Annotated in this window: 18 protein-coding genes; 6 read left to right on the top strand and 12 right to left on the bottom strand. The window is 43.0% G+C overall.

Translation table 11 applies throughout. The features are described 5' to 3' along the window. Positions 1-42: 42 nt before the first annotated feature. Positions 43-924: a LysR family transcriptional regulator gene (locus tag DOE51_RS15290; protein ID WP_246845118.1), complete on the top strand. Its 882-nt coding sequence runs from the start codon at positions 43-45 to the stop codon at positions 922-924. On the opposite strand, the gene DOE51_RS15285 is transcribed toward DOE51_RS15290, so the two are convergent. The 7 genes from DOE51_RS15285 to DOE51_RS15255 form a co-directional block, all read right to left on the bottom strand. Further along, the gene (locus DOE51_RS15285; protein WP_142697405.1) at positions 925-1,590 is read right to left on the bottom strand and encodes a thermonuclease family protein; all 666 of its coding nucleotides are present in this window, start codon (positions 1,588-1,590) and stop codon (positions 925-927) included. A 39-nt stretch (positions 1,591-1,629) separates the two neighbouring features. Beyond that, on the bottom strand, positions 1,630-3,096 hold the full coding sequence (locus DOE51_RS15280) for an ankyrin repeat domain-containing protein (RefSeq protein WP_142697404.1): 1,467 nt from the start codon (positions 3,094-3,096) through the stop codon (positions 1,630-1,632). Further along, complete coding sequence (locus tag DOE51_RS15275) at positions 3,093-4,043, bottom strand: ankyrin repeat domain-containing protein (RefSeq protein WP_142697403.1); 951 nt, start codon at positions 4,041-4,043, stop codon at positions 3,093-3,095. Before DOE51_RS15275 ends, DOE51_RS15280 begins: the two co-directional genes overlap by 4 nt. A 92-nt stretch (positions 4,044-4,135) precedes the next feature. Next, complete coding sequence (locus tag DOE51_RS15270; protein WP_142697402.1) at positions 4,136-4,564, bottom strand: hypothetical protein; 429 nt, start codon at positions 4,562-4,564, stop codon at positions 4,136-4,138. After that, the gene (locus DOE51_RS15265) at positions 4,552-5,832 is read right to left on the bottom strand and encodes a transglycosylase SLT domain-containing protein (protein WP_246845117.1); all 1,281 of its coding nucleotides are present in this window, start codon (positions 5,830-5,832) and stop codon (positions 4,552-4,554) included. The genes DOE51_RS15270 and DOE51_RS15265 overlap by 13 nt, the downstream gene beginning before the upstream one ends. 154 nt (positions 5,833-5,986) lie before the next feature. Continuing rightward, complete coding sequence (locus tag DOE51_RS15260; protein WP_246845116.1) at positions 5,987-7,435, bottom strand: adenylate/guanylate cyclase domain-containing protein; 1,449 nt, start codon at positions 7,433-7,435, stop codon at positions 5,987-5,989. 11 nt (positions 7,436-7,446) lie between these two features. Beyond that, complete coding sequence (locus DOE51_RS15255) at positions 7,447-8,910, bottom strand: class I SAM-dependent methyltransferase (protein WP_142697400.1); 1,464 nt, start codon at positions 8,908-8,910, stop codon at positions 7,447-7,449. Between the two features lie 195 nt (positions 8,911-9,105). Here DOE51_RS15255 and DOE51_RS15250 point away from each other — a divergent pair, with 195 nt between their 5' ends. Beyond that, a complete protein-coding gene (locus tag DOE51_RS15250) occupies positions 9,106-10,653 on the top strand; it encodes a YiiX/YebB-like N1pC/P60 family cysteine hydrolase (protein WP_142697399.1) in 1,548 nt (515 codons plus the stop codon). Positions 10,654-10,730: 77 nt separating this feature from the next. Here the strand turns inward: DOE51_RS15250 and DOE51_RS15245 are convergent, their stop codons facing one another. After that, a complete protein-coding gene (locus DOE51_RS15245; RefSeq protein WP_142697398.1) occupies positions 10,731-11,837 on the bottom strand; it encodes a fatty acid desaturase in 1,107 nt (368 codons plus the stop codon). Between the two features lie 47 nt (positions 11,838-11,884). Then, complete coding sequence (locus DOE51_RS15240) at positions 11,885-12,514, bottom strand: hypothetical protein (protein ID WP_246845115.1); 630 nt, start codon at positions 12,512-12,514, stop codon at positions 11,885-11,887. Positions 12,515-12,681: 167 nt separating this feature from the next. Between DOE51_RS15240 and DOE51_RS15235 the strand changes: the two genes are divergently transcribed. Both DOE51_RS15235 and recO read left to right on the top strand, forming a co-directional pair. Next, a complete protein-coding gene (locus tag DOE51_RS15235; protein ID WP_246845114.1) occupies positions 12,682-13,617 on the top strand; it encodes a hypothetical protein in 936 nt (311 codons plus the stop codon). Beyond that, on the top strand, positions 13,614-14,213 hold the full coding sequence (gene recO, locus DOE51_RS15230; RefSeq protein ID WP_142697396.1) for a DNA repair protein RecO: 600 nt from the start codon (positions 13,614-13,616) through the stop codon (positions 14,211-14,213). The genes DOE51_RS15235 and recO overlap by 4 nt, the downstream gene beginning before the upstream one ends. Before the next feature lie 9 nt (positions 14,214-14,222). Here the strand turns inward: recO and DOE51_RS15225 are convergent, their stop codons facing one another. Beyond that, the gene (locus DOE51_RS15225) at positions 14,223-14,474 is read right to left on the bottom strand and encodes a hypothetical protein (protein WP_142697395.1); all 252 of its coding nucleotides are present in this window, start codon (positions 14,472-14,474) and stop codon (positions 14,223-14,225) included. 148 nt (positions 14,475-14,622) lie between these two features. After that, complete coding sequence (locus tag DOE51_RS15220) at positions 14,623-15,513, bottom strand: tyrosine-type recombinase/integrase (protein ID WP_142697394.1); 891 nt, start codon at positions 15,511-15,513, stop codon at positions 14,623-14,625. A 197-nt stretch (positions 15,514-15,710) separates the two neighbouring features. On the opposite strand from DOE51_RS15220, the gene DOE51_RS15215 reads away from it, so the two are divergent. Further along, positions 15,711-16,766 (top strand): sigma-54-dependent Fis family transcriptional regulator, encoded by a 1,056-nt coding sequence (locus DOE51_RS15215; RefSeq protein WP_142697393.1) that lies wholly within the window; start codon positions 15,711-15,713, stop codon positions 16,764-16,766. A 243-nt stretch (positions 16,767-17,009) separates the two neighbouring features. Then, a complete protein-coding gene (locus DOE51_RS15210) occupies positions 17,010-18,071 on the top strand; it encodes a hypothetical protein (RefSeq protein WP_142697392.1) in 1,062 nt (353 codons plus the stop codon). Positions 18,072-18,170: 99 nt separating this feature from the next. On the opposite strand, the gene DOE51_RS15205 is transcribed toward DOE51_RS15210, so the two are convergent. Continuing rightward, a complete protein-coding gene (locus DOE51_RS15205) occupies positions 18,171-19,322 on the bottom strand; it encodes an aminotransferase class V-fold PLP-dependent enzyme (protein ID WP_142697391.1) in 1,152 nt (383 codons plus the stop codon). Positions 19,323-19,348 lie beyond the last annotated feature (26 nt).

Raw genomic sequence — 19,348 nt, 5'->3', positions numbered from 1 at the left:
TCTGTAATAAGTTCTTCGCTTAAATCAATGATAGGATGTCCCATGCAATGGCTTAATTATCATCATCTTCAATACTTCTATACGATCGCTAAAGAGGGCAGCATTGCCAAAGCCGCAGCAAAGCTGAACGTGGGGCAGCCTTCGTTAAGCACGCAATTAAAGCAATTGGAAGACTCGTTGGGGCGTCCCCTTTTCGAGAGAAGTAAGCAAAGACTGCATCTGACTGAGGCAGGACGAATAGCTTACGACTATGCCGACCAAGTATTTCGTTTAGGTTCCGAGATGGTGGAAGCCTTAGAAGATCGTCTGGTGAACAATCGCATTCATGTGCAGATTGGCGCGCTGGACAGTGTTCCGAAACACATCACAAAAGAAGTCTTAGTGCAGGCTTATGGTGTCGGCAATTGCATGGTGTCGGTCCTTGAAGGATCGGGCGACAAATTACTGCGCGATCTTGAGGCGCATAAAGTTGATTTGTTATTGTCGAACTACGCGCCGCCTGTGGATTTCAAAACGGTACATGCAAAGACGGTTGCAAAACTTGATGTGGTGGTTTGTGCGTCGGCGAAATATAAAAATCTAAAAAAGAATTTTCCGCACTCGCTAGAAGGGCAGCCGTTTGTTTTTCCAACGGTGCACAGTAAACTTCGTCCTGACATCGATCACTTCTTTAATGTGAATGGCATTAAAGTGGACTGCGTCGCTGAAACTCAAGACACAAGTTTGCAAAGTTTGTTGGGAACTGAAGGTGTCGGTCTTATTCCCGTTAATGAAGTTGTGGCCGAAGAATTAGTGAAAGAAAAGAAATTGATTACCCTGGGAAAAATGAAAGGCGTTTACGAAGAGATTTGGTTAATGGCTGCAAGCCGCAAGATTGAAAATCCGATTGCGGCGCAACTGATGAAAGAATTTTCTCTGAAATAATTATTTACGTTTGTAGCCAGCGCGTTCAGCAAGTGTCTGATCAGAAAAGAAGACTCTGCGATATACCGGTACTTGATCGCTTTCCGACGGGGAGTACAGCGCTTTCGTTTCAATGTCGCCGACAAGATTCAAACCTTGTTGATTGCGTACATGCAAACGGAATTCGTAAGGGGCCTCAACGTTAGAATATTTAGCAGAAAAAAGTCCTTTTCTGTTTTCGAACGCTTGTTCAGCAAGATCGCTGTATTCGGCAATGACTTTTTTATCGAATGGAAATATCACGTAAAAATAGCCCCAGCCCTCAGAAAGCATGGCGCGATTCACTTCGACGTTGTTCACAACAATACGACCTAGGATGCGATCGTGTTTATCAAAACCATTGGTGTCATAGGTAACTGTGGCCGTACTGCCAACCGGAGCCAGCGAGCGTAAGAAGTCGCGCGCCATAAACGCGGCTTCACCTTGCGACTTCTGAAAGAATTCAACTTCAGGAGTATCAACCCCAAGCATGCGGATTTTATATTTCTTTGCTTCGCCGGGAACTTGTACGGTGAGGGTGTCGCCGTCATGAACGTCAACGATACGACCCATAATAGAATCAGCCAGACCCAACACCGGAGTCAGGCTGATAGAAAGACCGATAAGAAGTTTACTGGCAAATCGCATTGATAATCTCTTTTGAAAATATTAATAAAAAATTATATCTCAGCGGTTGCCCATGCAGCTCGCTAAATTTTCGTTTGTAATCTTCACGAAATCGTTTATGTAGTTTGCTGTTTCGGATCTTCGCTCCTTGTTTGCTTGTGAGGGAAAGAGCATCATTCCCGCGAAAACGTCACGCAAAAACTTTTTCTCGTCGGTTACAGATTGATTGCGATAAACGGAGTGAAGTACGGCAGATGTTGGAGTTAAGACTCCTGCTAATGAAATTCTCATTGCAGTAAATGACAGGTAATTGGTGATTAATAATTTCTGATTACTGTTTAAATTGAATTTAGAAGCAAATGCTCCGCTAAAGAGTTGTTCTTCAATGTGTGATTGGATCTCGGATAGACGATCATCTGAACACGTGAAGTTTTCCAAGGCATTGTCATTTAGGCAGATTTCAGAGACAGAAACTGGATTATGAAGTTGACCGTCGAAAAGTATAAATTTTGAAAGTTTAGAACAATTTGGATTCTCTAAAGCAAACATCGGCCAGAACGGTTGTTCCGAGTCAAAAGAAGACTTAAGCAAATTTGAGATTGATGAAGTAGGTAATTCGTAAATCAATAAAGAATCGCTCGAATTGAAAATCTCATTGGATTTAATACTACGCTGTAGCAATCCGTCTTTTGAATAGATTTCCGCAACGAGGTCATCTTCGCCAATGATAGAGGACAGGTCCCCAGGAATCTTTAAAAGATTGTTTTTCGAAAATGTAACTATTTGCAAAATAAAAGCTCTAGGAGTTAGAGCAATCGTTCCTTGTGGGATTTCGATCTTAAACAATAGTTTTGAGTTTGCAGCGACTGTTTTTAAAAAACGAAGTAGCTCTGTTGATCTAACTAAATTTTGCCTTTGGAAATACAATTCCTTGAAGAAAAGGTCTTGTGTCGTTGATAGGTTAAGATCATTAATGCAAGAATGGCTGTCTTGAATGCTAATAATACTTTTAAGCGGGTATTCTTCGCGCTTATTAGAGCTTAAACCAATATAGTTTTCGAAAAACACGGAGCATGGCAAGTCGCGATTAAATGTATCTCCACTTAATATGGCTTTCATGTTCGAATGAAATAAATTTTTAGCACTGTTTTCAATTATTGATTTTACTTGTTTTGAAAAAGAACTGCGTCTCTCATACGGACTGAGATTTGATATTGACTTTACAAATATAGACGCATTTTGTGCCAATAAGTCGTTAATAATGTTTATCTGACCTCTAGAAATAGCGACATCAAGCGGAAGCATTCCCTTCGAGTCGATCATATTTAGTAAGTTTTTATTCGAACTAATGGCTTCGTGAACTTTGTCGGCATCGTCGGATGCGATCTTACTGTTAAGAAGATCAATTTCCGCTTTGCTCTTATTCGACAATGGCGCACTGGGGCTTGCGTTATTGTTTTTTGAAAATGAGCAAGCCGCTAGCGAAAATAGGATGAGGATAATTATAATTTTTTTAAAATGTATCATAGTTCAAATCCCTCTTTTTTTAAAGAGGTTATGATAGTTGGTTCTGAGTCGGTCGAATTCAAAGTGCGTATGTCAGTGAAGTATGGTTCTGGAATATTTCGGCCTTTTAGTTGAACTTCAGGATTATAAGATACGGAATTTTTCAAATCGCTTGAATAGAATGCAATCTCGTTAGAGATATTCGCAATTTTTGAAAAAAGAGTAACGACGTCGTCACGTTCTTTTGAAAATGATAAAGTCCCTGTGTGAAACAAATCGTTTTTATCGAATATTGCGAATTTCTGATCAATCAATAGATAAGGTGAAATTAAATTTCCGCTTTTTCCCACTAGGTAAAATGATTTTAGACCGATTTTTGAAATGGACTCAATAACGGATAGATCTTTGAATCCAGTCTTCAATTGAAATACGAACTCTCTCTGGTACCAAGCCTGTATTAAATCAGAATTATCGACCTGGCATTCTTCAGATGCACTTATTCTTGAAAAATCATCAGCTCCGAATTTTTCGACTTCAATTTGGCGATTCCGAATGACTAGTTCTAAAATATAATTGAGAACGGGTGCGCAAGGCATCTGAGATTGGGAAATATAAGTTAGTAGTGTTGTGTCGTTATGATCGTTGATAAAATATTTTATTTTTTCGACATTTGCCAAATGTATGCGTCGAATCTGATTATGAACATCTTCAGTTTGGGGTAAGTCGGAAGCTCTTAAGCCTGACTTAGAGTTTTTTAGATATATAGAAATTCCACGCGAAAATAAGATGGAGATAATCTCTGCATTTCCGCGCTTAACAGCCACATGCATGAGAGAATCGCCATCCTCATTTAAATGTTGAAGTTGAGACGGCGATGCATTGTTTAATGCGGCGATTATATTATCTACAGGGTCATTTTTAACTATCGAAAATAAATCTTTGGATGCTGAAGTTGAATATGATTTCAACTCAGGCTCATTAGCGGCCCCAGGATGCTTTTTGAAGGAGCATCCCGAAAGAGTACAGATTAAAATGAGGGTTGAGAGCCCGGCTTTAACCATTACGACTTAGGGCAAAGTGCCGAAACAATTTGTTCTGAAGCTTGGTAAGCCGTCATTTCATTCAGAATTGGTTGCCCACTTGCACCATGTGACGTAGCTTCTAGGTGCGCATTGATTTGTTTGCAACGCTCTTCATTTAAGTTGCGAACATTCAGATTTTCTAAATACGTCTCAAACTCTAACAAACTAGCAAATTCTTTAGCTTGCTGGTTGGATGCAGTAAGTCCATCTTCGGGCATATCCATTTGATCAATTTGAGAAGACACGAAATTTTTAAATGCAGCCAGGGTGCGAGCTTTTAATGCTGAAGACTGCGTTTTTTGAAGATATACAGTTAGATCCTGTGTTGCCTTTAATACGGCAGGATTGCTGAATGCAAAAGAATGCGAGCTTGCAAATAGCATTGCGATAATAATTAGTTTACGCACGAGCCACCTCCAGCATTGTTTTCAATTTGATTTAATAGATTAGTGATTTTAGGAAAATAACTTGAAGTTTCTCGACGGCGCGCAGTTGTTGCGTTCGCACCAGCTGGATACTTCTGCATGTACTGTTGAAGTTGGGCGATAAATGCGTCGGCGTTTGTGACGGGCTTATTTCTGTAAAGCGTACGCAATAATGCTTTAGTTGGAGTGAGTGTTCCATTCGATCCCGTGTTATGAGACCACACCATCATTGCGCGTTTCACTTTCGCCAAATCGTATTCAGAAAGTTTAAACTTTTTAGAATATTCTTTGTTTTTAAAAATCGAACGATCCATATCTTTCTTCACACCGCGAAGGTAAGCGAATGTGTAGATCATGTTTTTAACTGGGTTGCCATTTTTCAAAGAAATGCGTTCGCATGATTTTGAAGCGGCGTCTTTAATCGGTTGCATAGAATCCAAGAATTCCATCGACATGCGACCGCATACTGGATTCGCATTCGATTCCAAAGAATTACGTACGGCTGGAAGTTCATTCACATTCACATCTTTAATCGCTGCACTTGTAAATTGACCGATACCGCCAGCACCTGTGCCGCTGACAGCGTTCATGTGAAAGCCAGATTCAACGTTTACCAGGGCGTACACAGCACGCACATCAAGTTTTTTCATGTCTTCGCTTTCACCGGCACCGATGAAGTCTTTCATACATGTCGAAACAAGGTCGAAGCTGTTGTTCATAAGTTTAAAGTAGTTTTCGCTAACACATGCCGCACCAGTTGCTGCGCCATAACCTTCTTTGCTGCAACCCTTGAAAGAGCTGCGAGGCAATGCAGAGCGACCCAATTCCATGCTCATCTGCATGCAAATTGGCTTAATAATAGAGTCAGGGCGAACAGGACGACGGATCAAACGACCGATCATTGAATTAGATAGGGAAGCATCACTTAAAGATTTTTCCATGTATCCGTTTTTGTCGGTGGCGCTACATTGAGCATAACGCATGCTTGAGATTTGTTTTACGCAGTCTTCACAGTTCTTAGATGCGGAATTATCGAACCAACCAAATAAGTTAGATAGATTTTTAGCTTTATCAACTTGATCTAACGCATGCTCAATAACAGGAGCCACGATTTCAGGGCTTTGCATGTCAGTTTCAGAAGACAGATCCATTGTTGAGTGAGGCAGACCATATCCCATACCCAGCAAAAATGCCGTGCAGATATTCATCAGCGTAAGCTTCGCAATATAAGAAGATGTCGAAGGTTTCATGAGTAGGGCTCCTCCTTCGAGATTGAGGAGCAAGGACCTGGCCAACAAACTCATCTGTTATTTCAGATAGTTAGATAGACAAATACATGTCTCAGTTTGAGACGAATAGAAGCTTTGCCTAAAAGTGTCCTGATGCTGTTAGAAAGGTAGACATCTATGCCGCAGGGGAAAGGTCCGTCAGCTCGAAGCCGCACTGACGACATTTCATCACAAATAAACCATGCGCATTCGTATCGAGATACAAGACCGAGTCTGCACAATGAGGGCAGTTCGTAGATTGTCCCGGAGTCGCTTCCACGCGTGTCGATGGCGGACCGTGAAGTTCAAAGACAATGTGTTGATCGTCTTCAAAGCCTTTAATCACGCGTTCACCGATGCTTTGAACTTTGAAGCCTTCAGCCTCTAAAGCAATTGCGATGTCGGAATCAATTAAGATTTGATCGGGTTGTGCTAAGTTCGTTAAGCGCGAGGCAAATGGCAATGGAGCACCGATCGCCGTGTATGAACGGAAGAATTTTTTATTTCCGTAAAAACCCACGTTCGCATAACCCGTAGAGATACCAATGCGGATCTGCATTTCTTTCTTCCAATTAAGAAGATAAAATTCGCGGTCCTGGCGAAGGGCTTCACGCACTTCAACAGCGGCCAAACAAGTTCTTTGCATAAAATCGCCATAACGAATCGGGTCGTTAGCGAAAGCAAGAATACCATCGCCTTGGAATTTATCGATCGTTAAGTCGTATTTTAAAAAGATAGATACGACTGTATCCATGAAGCGCGCAAGAACAATGTCGACTTTCGCTTGATCCAAACGCACAACGCGTTCTGTGGAGCCAACGATATCCACGAAGATCGCGCAGATCTGTGCACGACGCACACCTTTTTCAAGATCGACTTTGCCTTCACGAATTGCTTGTACAACTTGCGGGCTAAATTGCGTGCTTAAAGTATTTAAACGAACGGCTTCTTCGGTTTTCGAGCGAATCACGTGATCGCGATTAGCAATCTCTGACTGCAAAGCCAGTCTACTGTTGATTTCACGGATGCGCAGTTTTTCATTGAAGAAGCGAATCAGGAAGCAAATGACAATCGAACCCGTGATAAAGAACGAATTCAAAAGAACGCCGTAATAATCAGCAGCGCTATGCGCACGAGTCAAAGCGATTGCAAAGTAAGGCGCATAAATAAACGCCGTCGTAATCGCAAAAAAGTTCAAAGAGAACGGAATGAATGACAATGCACCCAAAGCCACCAGATTTAATCCCGCATAATAACCAGTCGTCACATCGGGAATAAACGCCACCATGATATTGATCGGCAAAGCGACAGAGGCTGCATAGTAAGCAGCAATCCACTGAGACTTCAGCGGAGTCTGCTCTTTTTCAATGAGGTATTTTGCTGTGAAACAGACGGGGACGATTGTTAAACGTAAAAACAAGAACGGCCACTTCAGTTGTGGCACATAGATTAAGTCTGCCGCCCAGAAAGCCAAAAAGAGGGGTACAGCCATCCAATTTGCGATGACTTTCAATACAGACTTAATTTCTTCGTTCACCTCAAATTCGCGAAGCTGCTTTGAGGTGATCTCTTGACCGTTAAACAATCATTGTCCTTTTACTTTTCGATTACCACGAAAAGATTTACGCCCAATGGTTCTTTTTCAACCCAGATTTTTGAGCCCATGCCTTTGAAGATTCTTAGCAAATCTTCTTCAGAACGATAGATAAGAACCCAGTCCAAGATCAATTCCATGAATGGTACACATGGATTGTCCTTGCTGAAATTACCGATGATCACACGACCACCTGGTTTTACTGCTGCGAGCATTTTTTGTGCTGCCATTTGTGCGACAGGCTCTGTGAAATAATCGAACAGACCTGCAGAGTAAATCATGTCGTAACCTGTATCTGGGCAACCTGCCGCGATCACGTTACGAATGGCCATGTTGTTGAATTTGAAGTTGTAACCAGACTTAACAAAACGTTCCGCTGATTGCAATTGGCGTTGTGCGTGTTTCAAAGACTCTTCGTCTTGATCCAAGCATGTGAATTCAACAGGGCGGCCATAGAATTGGCTGCTGTTTTGTAAGAACAATTGTTGTTCCATCGCAGGACCACTTGCTACGGAAAGGATTTTCAATGGCGTCTTATCTGGAGTTGCAGAGAACAACTGAGTGATCTTTTCAAATAAATACTGACCGCGATTTTTAACTGCGGCACCAGCTGGTTCATCGATAAAGTATTTATGCATACATTGATCGAATAACGTTTTGCCAACCAATTCATCACGGTAAAGGTGATTCATCATTTCATAGTCACCAGCGTAACCACGTGGTTTAAAGTAAGCACGATTTGCGAATGGCGCACCGTAAACCAAGTAGCCCACTTGCTCACGCGCAAATTGCGTAGCCCATTTCAACTGTTCCGGAGAGAAGTTCTTAACGAACTGTGGAACTTTCGCGTAGCTCATTGGAATAACTTGACCAAGATACTCTGACACCGTTTCAGCGATAGTCATTTTGTAGTCTTGTTGCTCTTTCCAGTTATCAACTGGAGCTTCTGCTTCAAGCTTATCAAGTTTTGTTTTAAGCTTTTCCAACCAGTCTTTCATTTCATAAACGAATGTTTTGAATTCAGCTGGCAATTGTGCCAAGTGTGTCGCGTATTCAGTTTGCTCTTTGATAACTTCGGCAGACAGTTCCAAAGCTTTGATGCGATCCATTTTGAATGGCTCACCAACCACTTCAAAACCAACGATCATTTCGTTTGTTACTGATTTTTGGTAGTTTTCAGAACGTACCCAGCGCAAGTTGATGTTTTGCGTTTGGATGTTTTTGAAAATTACGTTCGCTTCCATGTGCTGAACTTTTTCGAAGTGACTTTTCAAATTCGGGAAATCGAAAGCTGATACGATCACAGCGCAACCGAAGTGGCTGATGTTCATTACTTCGAAGTTCTTGCCACCGAAATCCAGGAAGCACATGCCTGGCTCAACAGGAGTACGATCCTGACGAACTACTTTTTTACGTGTTGATTCATCAATGTGAAAGAACTCTTGTTTCAAAGCGTTTGAACTCATTTATGTCCTCTATTGGTTTTAAAAGTAAAATATAAGCCTCCCTCTTATCGTCTTAACCTAATAGCCGTTTAGTCTAGATTTGGGATCTCAAAAAAACTTGACGTAAAGGGGCTCGCCTTAGGTCAGGTCCTGTTCAGTAAACAAGAAAAGCTGCCGAAAAAGTTCAGGTTAACTAAATACAATATGAGGACTTTCATGAATAAAATCGTATTCACAGCGGTGATGATGGCGATGACTTTGACGGCGACAAGCTGCCAGACTCCGCCCAAATTTTTCGAGCGTTCAAGAAACCCAGCAAGTACTCAAGAGTTATTCACAGGTGCTTCAAAGGTATTGGCTGATTTGAATGATACAAGTGTATTTAACGCCCAAACGTGCGCTTCATACATTAACGGTGTGACTGATTATTTGTATGGTGCAAGCTCTGATTATTTTGTACCAAAGACTGAAGCTGAGAAAGCCTACCTAAAAGCAAATGGTGTAGAGCTTTTGAAAAGTCTTTTCCAAGTGCGTGTGACTTTGCGTGAAAAATACCAAGGTTTCGACGAGCGCAATGAATTGACTGAAGCATGTATGTTGAAAGTGCGTGAAGGCATTCAGTATTCGCGTATTACAGAAGAGTATCTTTTGGAATGGCTTGTTCACAATAAAGTGGTGGACGTGCGCACACCAAAAATCTTGGAAGCAGATCCTATCTATACAATGACAAATCCAAAGTTTGAAGGCTTCTCGTTACAGACGGGTGACTTGATGGTCGTTCGTGGTAAGAGCTACGTGTCAGCGATGATCGCGCGTATTGCAGACGAAGAAGGAAACTTCTCGCACTTGGCAATCGTGGGTGAGGATAAAGCCGGCAAAAAATACGTTGTCGAATCTTTGATTCAAACAGGTATCATCATCACGCCACTTGAAAAGTGGGTTGCGGCACAAGACGCTCGTGTTGCCTTGTATCGTGCTAAAGATGCTGATCTTGCGAAGCGTGCCGGTAAAGCAATGTACGACTACGCTTACAATGGCATTAAAAAGAACGGTGAAATCCGTTATGACTTCGCGATGAACGATAGCAACTACAGTGATGGTTTCTTCTGCTCTGAAGTTGGTAAATACGCTTACGACAAAGCTTCAAACGGTCAATTCATCGTTCCGAAGTTCAGAAGTTCGGTAAGAAAATTTAAAAACACAGAATATCCAGCATCATTGGGTGTAACTTCTAAAACGTTGTTTGCACCATTCGATATCGAAGCGGACCCACGTTTTGATTTCGTTGCTGAATACAAATACTATCCACTTCTGCGCCAAGTCCGTATGCAAGATGCGGTTATGCAAAGTGTTTACGGTTGGATGATCGATAAGAACTATGAATTCCATTGGTCTTTGAGTTCTTCAGGTAAAGCCTACCTTGGTAAATTCTTGCGCCAATTCGGTTTGGTGAAAGATATCTTGCCGAAGTATATGCCAATTCAAACGTTAAGAACGACGGCACAATTTGAGGCCGTAGCGACGACGTTGGAAAAGAACATCTACGCTAAAGAAGATGCTTATTATAAGGAACACGGCTACTTGCCAACGTTCCGTGATCTGACAGCGATGAATGACGACTACAGAAAACAAGACTGTAAGCTTCATAAAGAATATATCGAATCGCAGAACTCTCCATTCGGTCACGGTGAAGGCTCAAGCCGTCCTTCTGACCAATCGAAGTTCCACTGGTTCTTCTATTCGAAATCTAAATCTTGCGAGTAATTTGATCTTAAAAAAGACATAAAAAAACCCGCTCTCTGATGAAGAGGCGGGTTTTTTAATTTTCAAAATCTATTTCATTAAACCGATTTCAAATGAAGCTGCCACATTTTCATGCCCATTTGGAATTCAAGGTGGGCCACTTCAAGATCACGTTTTAGCTCAGCCAGTTTCGCATCGTAAGCTTCTTTCAACTCTTCACGTTTTGCAGCCGCATTCACTTTAAATTGCTCGTAGTCTTCGCGAAGCTTCTTCATTTTGTTTTGTGCTTCGATGATTTTTTCTTTCATCGCTGCCAATTGATCTTCTGCGAAACCGTGTTTTTTCAACTCTGTCGCTTCAGCTTGAAGACGTGCTTTCAAGATTTCAACGTGAGAGATCTGACGAAGTTTCGTTGCAAGACCTACCAAGTTCAAAGACTTAATAACCCATTTAGTCGGATCCCAGTGATACCACTTGATACCGTTGCGGTAGTCGATTTGGAACTTGTGATGGAAGTTATGGTAACCTTCACCGTGAGTTAAAACCGCTACAAACCAAGAGTCACGTGCAGAGATCTCTTTAGAGTAAGTTTGTTTGCCCAAAGTATGGCAAAGCGAGTTTACGAAGAATGTACTTTGTTGAGTCAAAGCAATACGCAAACCACCACCGATAACCAAGCCACCAAGAGGTGAGCCCATCATCCAACCAATCAAAGTCGGAAGACCGAAACCAGTAAGGATCGCAAGCGGCACGTAATATTTGTGTTGGAATTGTACCATCCAATCTTTTTCAAGATCGGGAGCAGAGATCTTTTGATCTACTGAATCTTTGAAGAACAACCAACCCATGTGGGCGTACCAGAAGCCTTCATTGATGTTGTAAGGATCTTTTTCGCCATCGATGTGCATGTGGTGACGACGGTGATCTGAAGACCATTTCAAAGCAGAACCTTGAAAGCCTGAAGCACCGATCAACAAGAACAAAGCTTTCGCAACTGGATGGGCATCGTAGCTCTTATGAGAGAACAAGCGATGGTAACCAGCAGTGATACTAAGATTTGTAGCAGCAGCGAAAATTAGAGAGAAGATAGCGATGTCCCACTCAAATCCGAAGTAGTAGAAATAAATAGGCATCAGAATAAAAGTCACGAGTGGATTGATCGTAAGGAACAAGGCCACCGGCCATTCAATTCTTTTTTTGGTCATTTGCACCTCTGATATAAAGCGTATCAGAGGTGTTGTTTTTTCGATACTTAAAACGAATAACCCACTGCGAGTTTTAGATAAGTTCCACTCATATTGATGTCTTGAGTCGAATTGTTACCAGTCGAGTCACGAGCATCTTTCCAGCGAAAATCCATATAACCGATCTCACCACCAACGATAAATCCTGCGAGATGAGCTCCACCCTCTAGACCGAGACTGAAACTCGTTTGTGAGCCTCCAGTATAGTCTGCTTTTACTGTTCCATTTTCTGTCGCCTTAAGACTTGTGGAGTGAGAAAGTCCCCATGTAACAATCGGTCCCAAGTAAATAAGCGTGTCAATGATGTGGTAATTGAGAAGAAGTGACGTGCGAGTATAAGATTCCTTGATATCTATTCCATTACCGCTCGTTGTCAGACCCATATCTTCATAACGCAAACCAATTCCCGGCATGAGCGGAATCGGCAAGTTCACCACAACGTCAGCACCTAAACCGTAGGTTGGGACGATGCTAGGGACACTTCCGCCACATGCTGTACACAATGCATCTAAATTCGTATTGCTTACAAGCAGACCGTAATTCAAACGCAAATCAACGACCGCGTTTGCTTCTTTCGGGATGGCTAATACGACTGCGAACAAAAGAATAAACAGAGCTAAACATTTTCCTGACTTCATCAACGCTCTCCTGCGAATGCTTTATTCTAGAATAAGCACTGCAAAGTCACAATTCAGGTCTCAAAATCAGACCTTCGTCTGAAGCCAATTTCGACAAATTCCGCTACTTTAAATGAATGCTCATCGATGTGTTGCGACCTGAGGCTTGGGACGAAGTAAATGACGCCGTGAAAAATTACTTAGGCATTGAACCTAAGAATAAGGTGCGCGTGTATCGTGGTATCGCACAAGGCGTTTATGAAATCACTCAAGGCACCGCGCATTTTCTTGCACACAAACGTGCGATCGGTGTGATCAAAGGGCAGACGCCTGTTTTCGAACATCTTCTTCCATACTACTACAAAGAAACATACGAAGTCGCAGTTCGCTCGCACTCGCAAATCACTGATGTGAAAGAGTGGGTGGAATCGCTGAAAAAAGAAACGTGCTTCGTGATGTTTGCCGAAGATCATCCTGTTACAGGCGAAGTTTATCCTTTTGTGGAGGAACTTGATCGTTTGCTGAATGAAAAACGTATTCACTCGGTGCGTGTATCACATGCACGTCATTTCTCTGAAAAAGTAGAAGTTCGTCCTTACACAGTTCGTTTGTGTTCATACTCTGCCGATTTGGCTGTCGCGGTGACCGGAGAGCGTTTCCGTTCACCGACAATGATGGTGGAAAGTATGGCGTGGGATAAAGCTGCAATTTTGCGTGATCTGGAAAATTCAATTAAATCCAAATCGGTGGATCGCGATCTTGTTGAAGCTTTTGAAACAGAAATTTCTTCCGCTGCCCAATTGGTTTTCAAAAAAGATGCAGTCCGCATTTACGATCGCGCTGCATGTTACTTCCAAGACGCGAGTGCCGAAGCTGTGGCCGAGTTGTTATTTAAAAAACTTGGAATCAGCACCGAACAGGGCTGGGAAAAAATGAGCAGCACGAACATGTGCTACTGGTCAGGTATCAAAATGTTTAAGCATTGGTGGGAGCCAGAACCTTCTCACGAAATGCTGCGAGGCCTTTTAATCATCAGCGTTGATCTACTTAAGACAAAAGACTTTGCAAAGACGCTTATATCTTCGTATGAAGAAATAAAGCAGCAGCAAAGTTGGACGGTGTGACCCAAGGTAAAGACAGATTCATCATTCTACGAAAAATGAAATACGGCGAAGCCGATTTGATTTTGCACGCGCTGTCTCCACGCGGAGAAAAATTATCGTTTATTGCGCGTGGTGCGCTTCGTAGTAAAAAACGTTTCGGTGGGGGAGTCCTTGAACCCTCACACTTCGTAACCTTTACGTACAAAGCTGCCACTGATGAAGGACAACTCAACGTTCTGCAAGAAGCCACTTTAGTAAATGACTTTGCCGGACTCCGCCACGATTATGACAAACTCGAATTTGCCTTGCATGTTTTAGAATGTGTGAGCAAAGTCAGCCAAGAGGGTGACCAAAACTCTGAATTCCTTTTCAATCTTTTAGGTCACACGTTGAAGGCAGCAGAAACATCGACAGACATTCTTGTGCTAAAGATGCATTTCTACTTAAAGTTCCTTCTTCAACAAGGTGTCGTAAATGCGGAGCCATGGATGGCGCCGTTTCTAAAAACCAATCTTGCCGATAGCAACTCTTTAGTAAATCACCGCCAACTCGTCGATGAAGAGCTTCACAATGTGGAGCTGATGGTGAAGCACTATCTTCAGCATGCGATGATTTAATTTCTCTATTTACGGATTTCTTTTAGAAGTCGAAATCAACCCACGACTTCTTTCGCTTTCTGATCGTAAATGGGCTCTTTCGTTTTCGATCGGATGATCCATGCGAATTCTTTCTTTAAATTCAACATTGTTCTGGGCAGGGATACTTGCATCGACTTGTGCAGGTAAACGTTCGGCGCTTTCATTGGTGGCGGCACCAGCAATCGCAGAAGTGAAGATGATAAAAGCGGCTACGATAAATTGAAGTGATTTTGTTTTCATGGATTTTCCTTTTATAGAATCCATAAAGCGAGTTCGGGACCAACGGTTTTCGAATACCATCTGAAACGTATTAGACTTGAGGGAGTTTGGTCCCTCTTTTAAGAACGAAATCCTAGATTGGATAAGAGAGTCTTGGACAAGGCTAAAGCTATTTGCCCTTGCCCAGCGGATGCACGTTTTCCATCGTGCGCGCTAACTGATCGATGCCCAAGTGCGTGTATTTCTCGGTGGCTTGCAGGCTTTCGTGGCCCAGCAACTCTTGCAAGGTACGAAGATTCGCGCCACTCGAAAGAAGGTGAGTCGCAAACGAGTGACGAAGAGCATGCGGATGAAGAGGCTTCAGCAATCCCGCGCGTTGCCCGCTCTTACGAACCATCTCGTACGCTGTTCGTTGATTTAAAACTTCTTCGCCGAAAACAAATTCGTTAAAGCCGCTGTCTTTTTTCCACTTATTTAAAACTTGAATCGTCGTCGAAGGTAAAGCGACCACGCGCTCTTTTGAACCCTTACCCATCACGCGCAAAACTTTTTGCGATAGATGCACTTCGCTCCATTTCAAGTTGCAGGCTTCACTGATACGCAGCCCACCACCGTAAAGGAGTAAGAACAAAACCTTTTCACGCAGAGGCACTTCGAGTTTTTCGTCGTCGAAACTTTTTAAGACAGCAAGGGCTTCATCGACGCTTAAGAAGTGCGGAAGTTTCTTCGGCACCTTCGGAGCAATGATTTGCATCGACAGATCTCTCTCTGTCAGACCTTCGTCGAAGGCCCACGAAAAGAAGCTCTTCAAAGTGGCTGCTTTGCGGTTTCTGGAAGCCAATGAAAGTGTCGCCCAGTGGTTGAAGGCTTGGCGGACCGAACCCAGCAGTTCAGCCTCGGTCCACGAGTTTTTGGGTGAACGTGAGTATTTATCCAATTCAAAGGCTTGTTGCAGATCCAGGGTATAGTGCTTGATGGTAAGGGGAGAGGATGACCTAACAAAGGTCATAAATTTCAGGTATTTATCTATATTTTCGTTGAGATAAAAAGCCTTACTCATAGCCTCAAAACCGCTTTAAGGGCCCCAGGTTTCATAAAAAAAATCCAACGCTATGCAAAATTTTTATTGCAAAACCTACACGACCTTGGTTATAACTCAATGCGTTGCTGCAGCGTATCAGAACGAGATAATCAATCTGAGACGTCGCTAAAAGGATTAAGTCTTTTAATGAAGTACGTTACCGAAAGGTGGACCCAATGAACGATAACAACTCAACTATCCTTCCTGCTTCTCAGAATGCTAACCAAGTGATGTGGAATACAAACACAACTTCGAAAGTGATGGAAAACAAGACCATCGTCTACACTTCTGAAGTTATGGGCAGCATGATGAAGATGATCGACCGTGTGGCTCCTTCTCAAGCAAACATCTTGGTGCTTGGTGAGTCGGGCACAGGTAAAGAGTTGATCGCTCGTTCTATCCATGAACGTTCAGGTCGCAAAAACAAACCATTCGTTGCAATCAACTGCGGTGCTCTTCGCGAGACATTGCTTGAGTCAGAACTTTTCGGTCATGAAAAAGGTTCGTTCACTGGCGCTTACAACCGCAAAATCGGTTTGGCTGAAGCGGCAACTGGCGGAACATTGTTCTTGGACGAAATCGGTGAACTTGATCCAGCTATCCAAGCTAAACTTCTTCGCTTCATCCAAGAAGGTGAAATCTTCCGCGTTGGTGGCAAAGATCCAATCAAAGTTGACATCCGTTTGATCTGTGCAACAAACAGAGAATTGGATCAAGAAGTGACTCGCGGTAATTTCCGTGAAGACCTTTTCTATCGTATCAACACGATCGTAGTAAGTGCTCCACCTCTTCGTCGTCGTAAAGAAGACATCCCGTCGTTGGTGAACCACTTCTTGAATAACTCTCAACATGCTTATTTGAACCGTGGTCGTTCTGTTTCTGAAGATGCTATGAAAGCTCTTATGAAATACGACTGGCCAGGTAATATCCGTGAGCTTCAAAACGTATGTGAACGTCTACAAATCTTGTCTGACGGCCACATGATCATGTTGAATGACGTTCCAGAGAATATCAGAAATCCTGAGACTCAAAAGGACGCTATCGACTACGATCCAAACATGACTCTTCACGATCTAGAGAAGCGTTATATCTTGAAAGCGTTGCAACACTTCGGTGGCAACAAAACTCAAGCGGCTAACAACTTGGGTATCACGATCAAGACGCTTTATAACAAATTGCACGAGTACGGCGAGTTCGAAAAATTCGCAGTTCACTCGAAGCCAATGAAGTAATCATTCATTTCAACTAGCAAATAGGCTCAGCAGGGTTTTCTCTCTTCCCCCTGCTGGGCCTTTCTTCGTTTTAGCCCCTGCCCAAATTTTGCATTTAAATTCCACGATCTAAGTTCGCGAAAACAGAGGCACAAAAAGGGCCACTGTCTCATCTTTAAACATCTCTATTGAAATATATGCAGTAATGGCCCGGTCCGAAGTGTGCATTTCCCAGAGTGGATTCTTTTCCTGAAGGGAACTGACATGAGAACACTACTAACTTCAATGTCGATAGTTTTAGTAAGCACGTTTGCTTTGCAAGCAAATGCTTGGATTATCAAAAGCGATAATCGCGACACACGCCCATCCGTGCAAAGTAACGACAGAGACTTCCGTTCTTCAACTCAGCAAGATCGCTACGCAAACTCACGCGATGCTTGTACTGATGCGTTGTCGACTAACTTCGGAATTTTTCCTTCAACAGCTGACAGAGCTTGTTCTGGAAATACAGACGTTGAATTCCAAACGTGCGTAATCAATATCGCAAATGCATTGGATCAAAGATCACAACAACAAATGAGCACTTCACTGAAAGGCCCAGATCAATCAGTGATTACTGCTTCGGAATATTGCCAAGACCGTGCGGTATCAATTAACTCGTGCGCAGTGCAATTTGATTCTTTCGTAAAAAACGGTGATGGAGAGTTCTTGCCGGCAACTTCACGTTGGTGCGCAAGCTCGAACAATCCAAGCTATGGTCGTTGCATGGGTACTCTTTATAAGAATGCTCAAGTTGCACCAGAAGTTGCTCACAAATATTGTAATCAAGGTTTGGCTCCTGAAGTGATTGACTGTGTAACTTCTGGTTTCAGAACTAAAGGTGTTCGTGGTTCCGCTGCAATTATCGATCAATGTAAAAATGATTTCGATCCAGCAGTGATTGCCCGCAGACAAGCGGAAGCTCGTGCTCGTGCGGCGGCTGAAAAAGCGAAAGCTGAAGCGGCGGCAGCAGCAAGAGCAGCTGCCGATGCAAAAGCAAAAGCAGATGCTGAAGCAAAACGTAAAGCTGATGAAGCGAAGAAAAATGGTGGCAATGGTGGCGGTCAAACGCAAACGACTCCGACGAAGCCTGCTGCGCCGTCAACTCCTTCTAAACCAGCAACGCCTTCAACAGGTGGTGTAGGCACAACGCCGCAACCACAAAATCCTGCACCAGAACCAAATGGTGTTGGTACAACGCCGGCTCCAGCGCCTGCACCACAACCAGCGCCGCAAGATCCAGCGGACAGCGGTGGTGGAGTGATTGTCGATCTTCCTAGCTTCTAAGAAGATCGCTTCTAAAAAATTATTAAACGGGAAGGGCCGGTTTAACCACTGGCCCTTTTCTTTTGCTGCGGTGTAGACCCAAAAAAATGACAGACACCCTTAAAGAAGCGCGATGAGTTTTTGAATGTCGTTGTGATTTTGGTAAAGACCGAAACCGAAACGTAAACGAGTTCCGCGGGAATCGACTTTCACATTCTTCTTTTTCAAAGCGGCTACAAACTGTTGAGTTTGTTCTACACTTGGCAAATTGAACGTTAAGAAGTGACCGTGATTTTTTAAATCTCCGGCGATTAAAGTTTTGCGACTAAGCAGCGGATGATTTTTCTTCTCTAGCTCTTCTAAGAAAAACTTTTGATTGTCTTGAACGAATGCGTGAATCTTCGCAACCGTAAGACCTTCTTTTTTGAAGAGTTCTAAAGTTGCGATCAAACGATACAGTGCTGTGAAGTCCATCGTGCTTCCCGCATACATCAAACCGTCTGTGGCATAGGGGACTTGATTGCCGACTGCTGACAGATGACCAAGTTCCGTGAACCAGCCCGTGTAAAATGGACGATGGCGCACGGACGTCGGGACGTGAAGGAAACAAGCACCTTCGCCGCCTTGAGCATACTTGTAAGAACCCGCTAGATAAAACGCATGCGCTTCAATTGCAGATAAATCCGTCGGTACGGCCATGAAGCCATGATAACCGTCGATCACAAAAATCGAATTCTTGGAAGCCGCACGGGCCAGGCGATGAATGTCAGCCACCAATGACGAATTGAAGAACACATGACTTAAGAAAACCATGTTCCATTCGCGTGATTTTAATTCTTTCTCAAAACGGTCGTTGAATGTTTCAAACGGAGCGACCGGAACTTTCACAACTTCGAATTGGGAAAATTCTGATAAGCGATTCACTTGGCGATCAAAGCTATAGAATTCAGAATCTGTCGTCAGGATCGAAACTTTACCAGCATTCCAATCTAATGAACTCATCAAGCGAAAGACAAACTCGTGTGTGTTCGGTGCGAACACAATTTGTTCTGGTTTGGATAAGTTCAAATTTTCCGCGATCAATTTTTGTGCGGCAGTAACTTTTGCACTGAAAAGGTAACCCCATTTATCGTCAACGTGGGCGGCAGAATCATCCCAGTATTGGAGTTGGGCATCGCGAGTCACATCGGGCCAGTAGTGATGGCTGTGGCTTGCGAAATGAAGGTGGTTAGGATTCGCCTCTAAAAATCTTTTATAAAGATGTTTGTACATAAGGCGATGATAATAAAAAAGGGAGT

It is taken from the genome of Bdellovibrio sp. NC01, assembly GCF_006874625.1.
Classification (GTDB): Bacteria; Bdellovibrionota; Bdellovibrionia; order Bdellovibrionales; family Bdellovibrionaceae; genus Bdellovibrio.
This window is presented reverse-complemented; position numbering and strand designations above follow the sequence as displayed.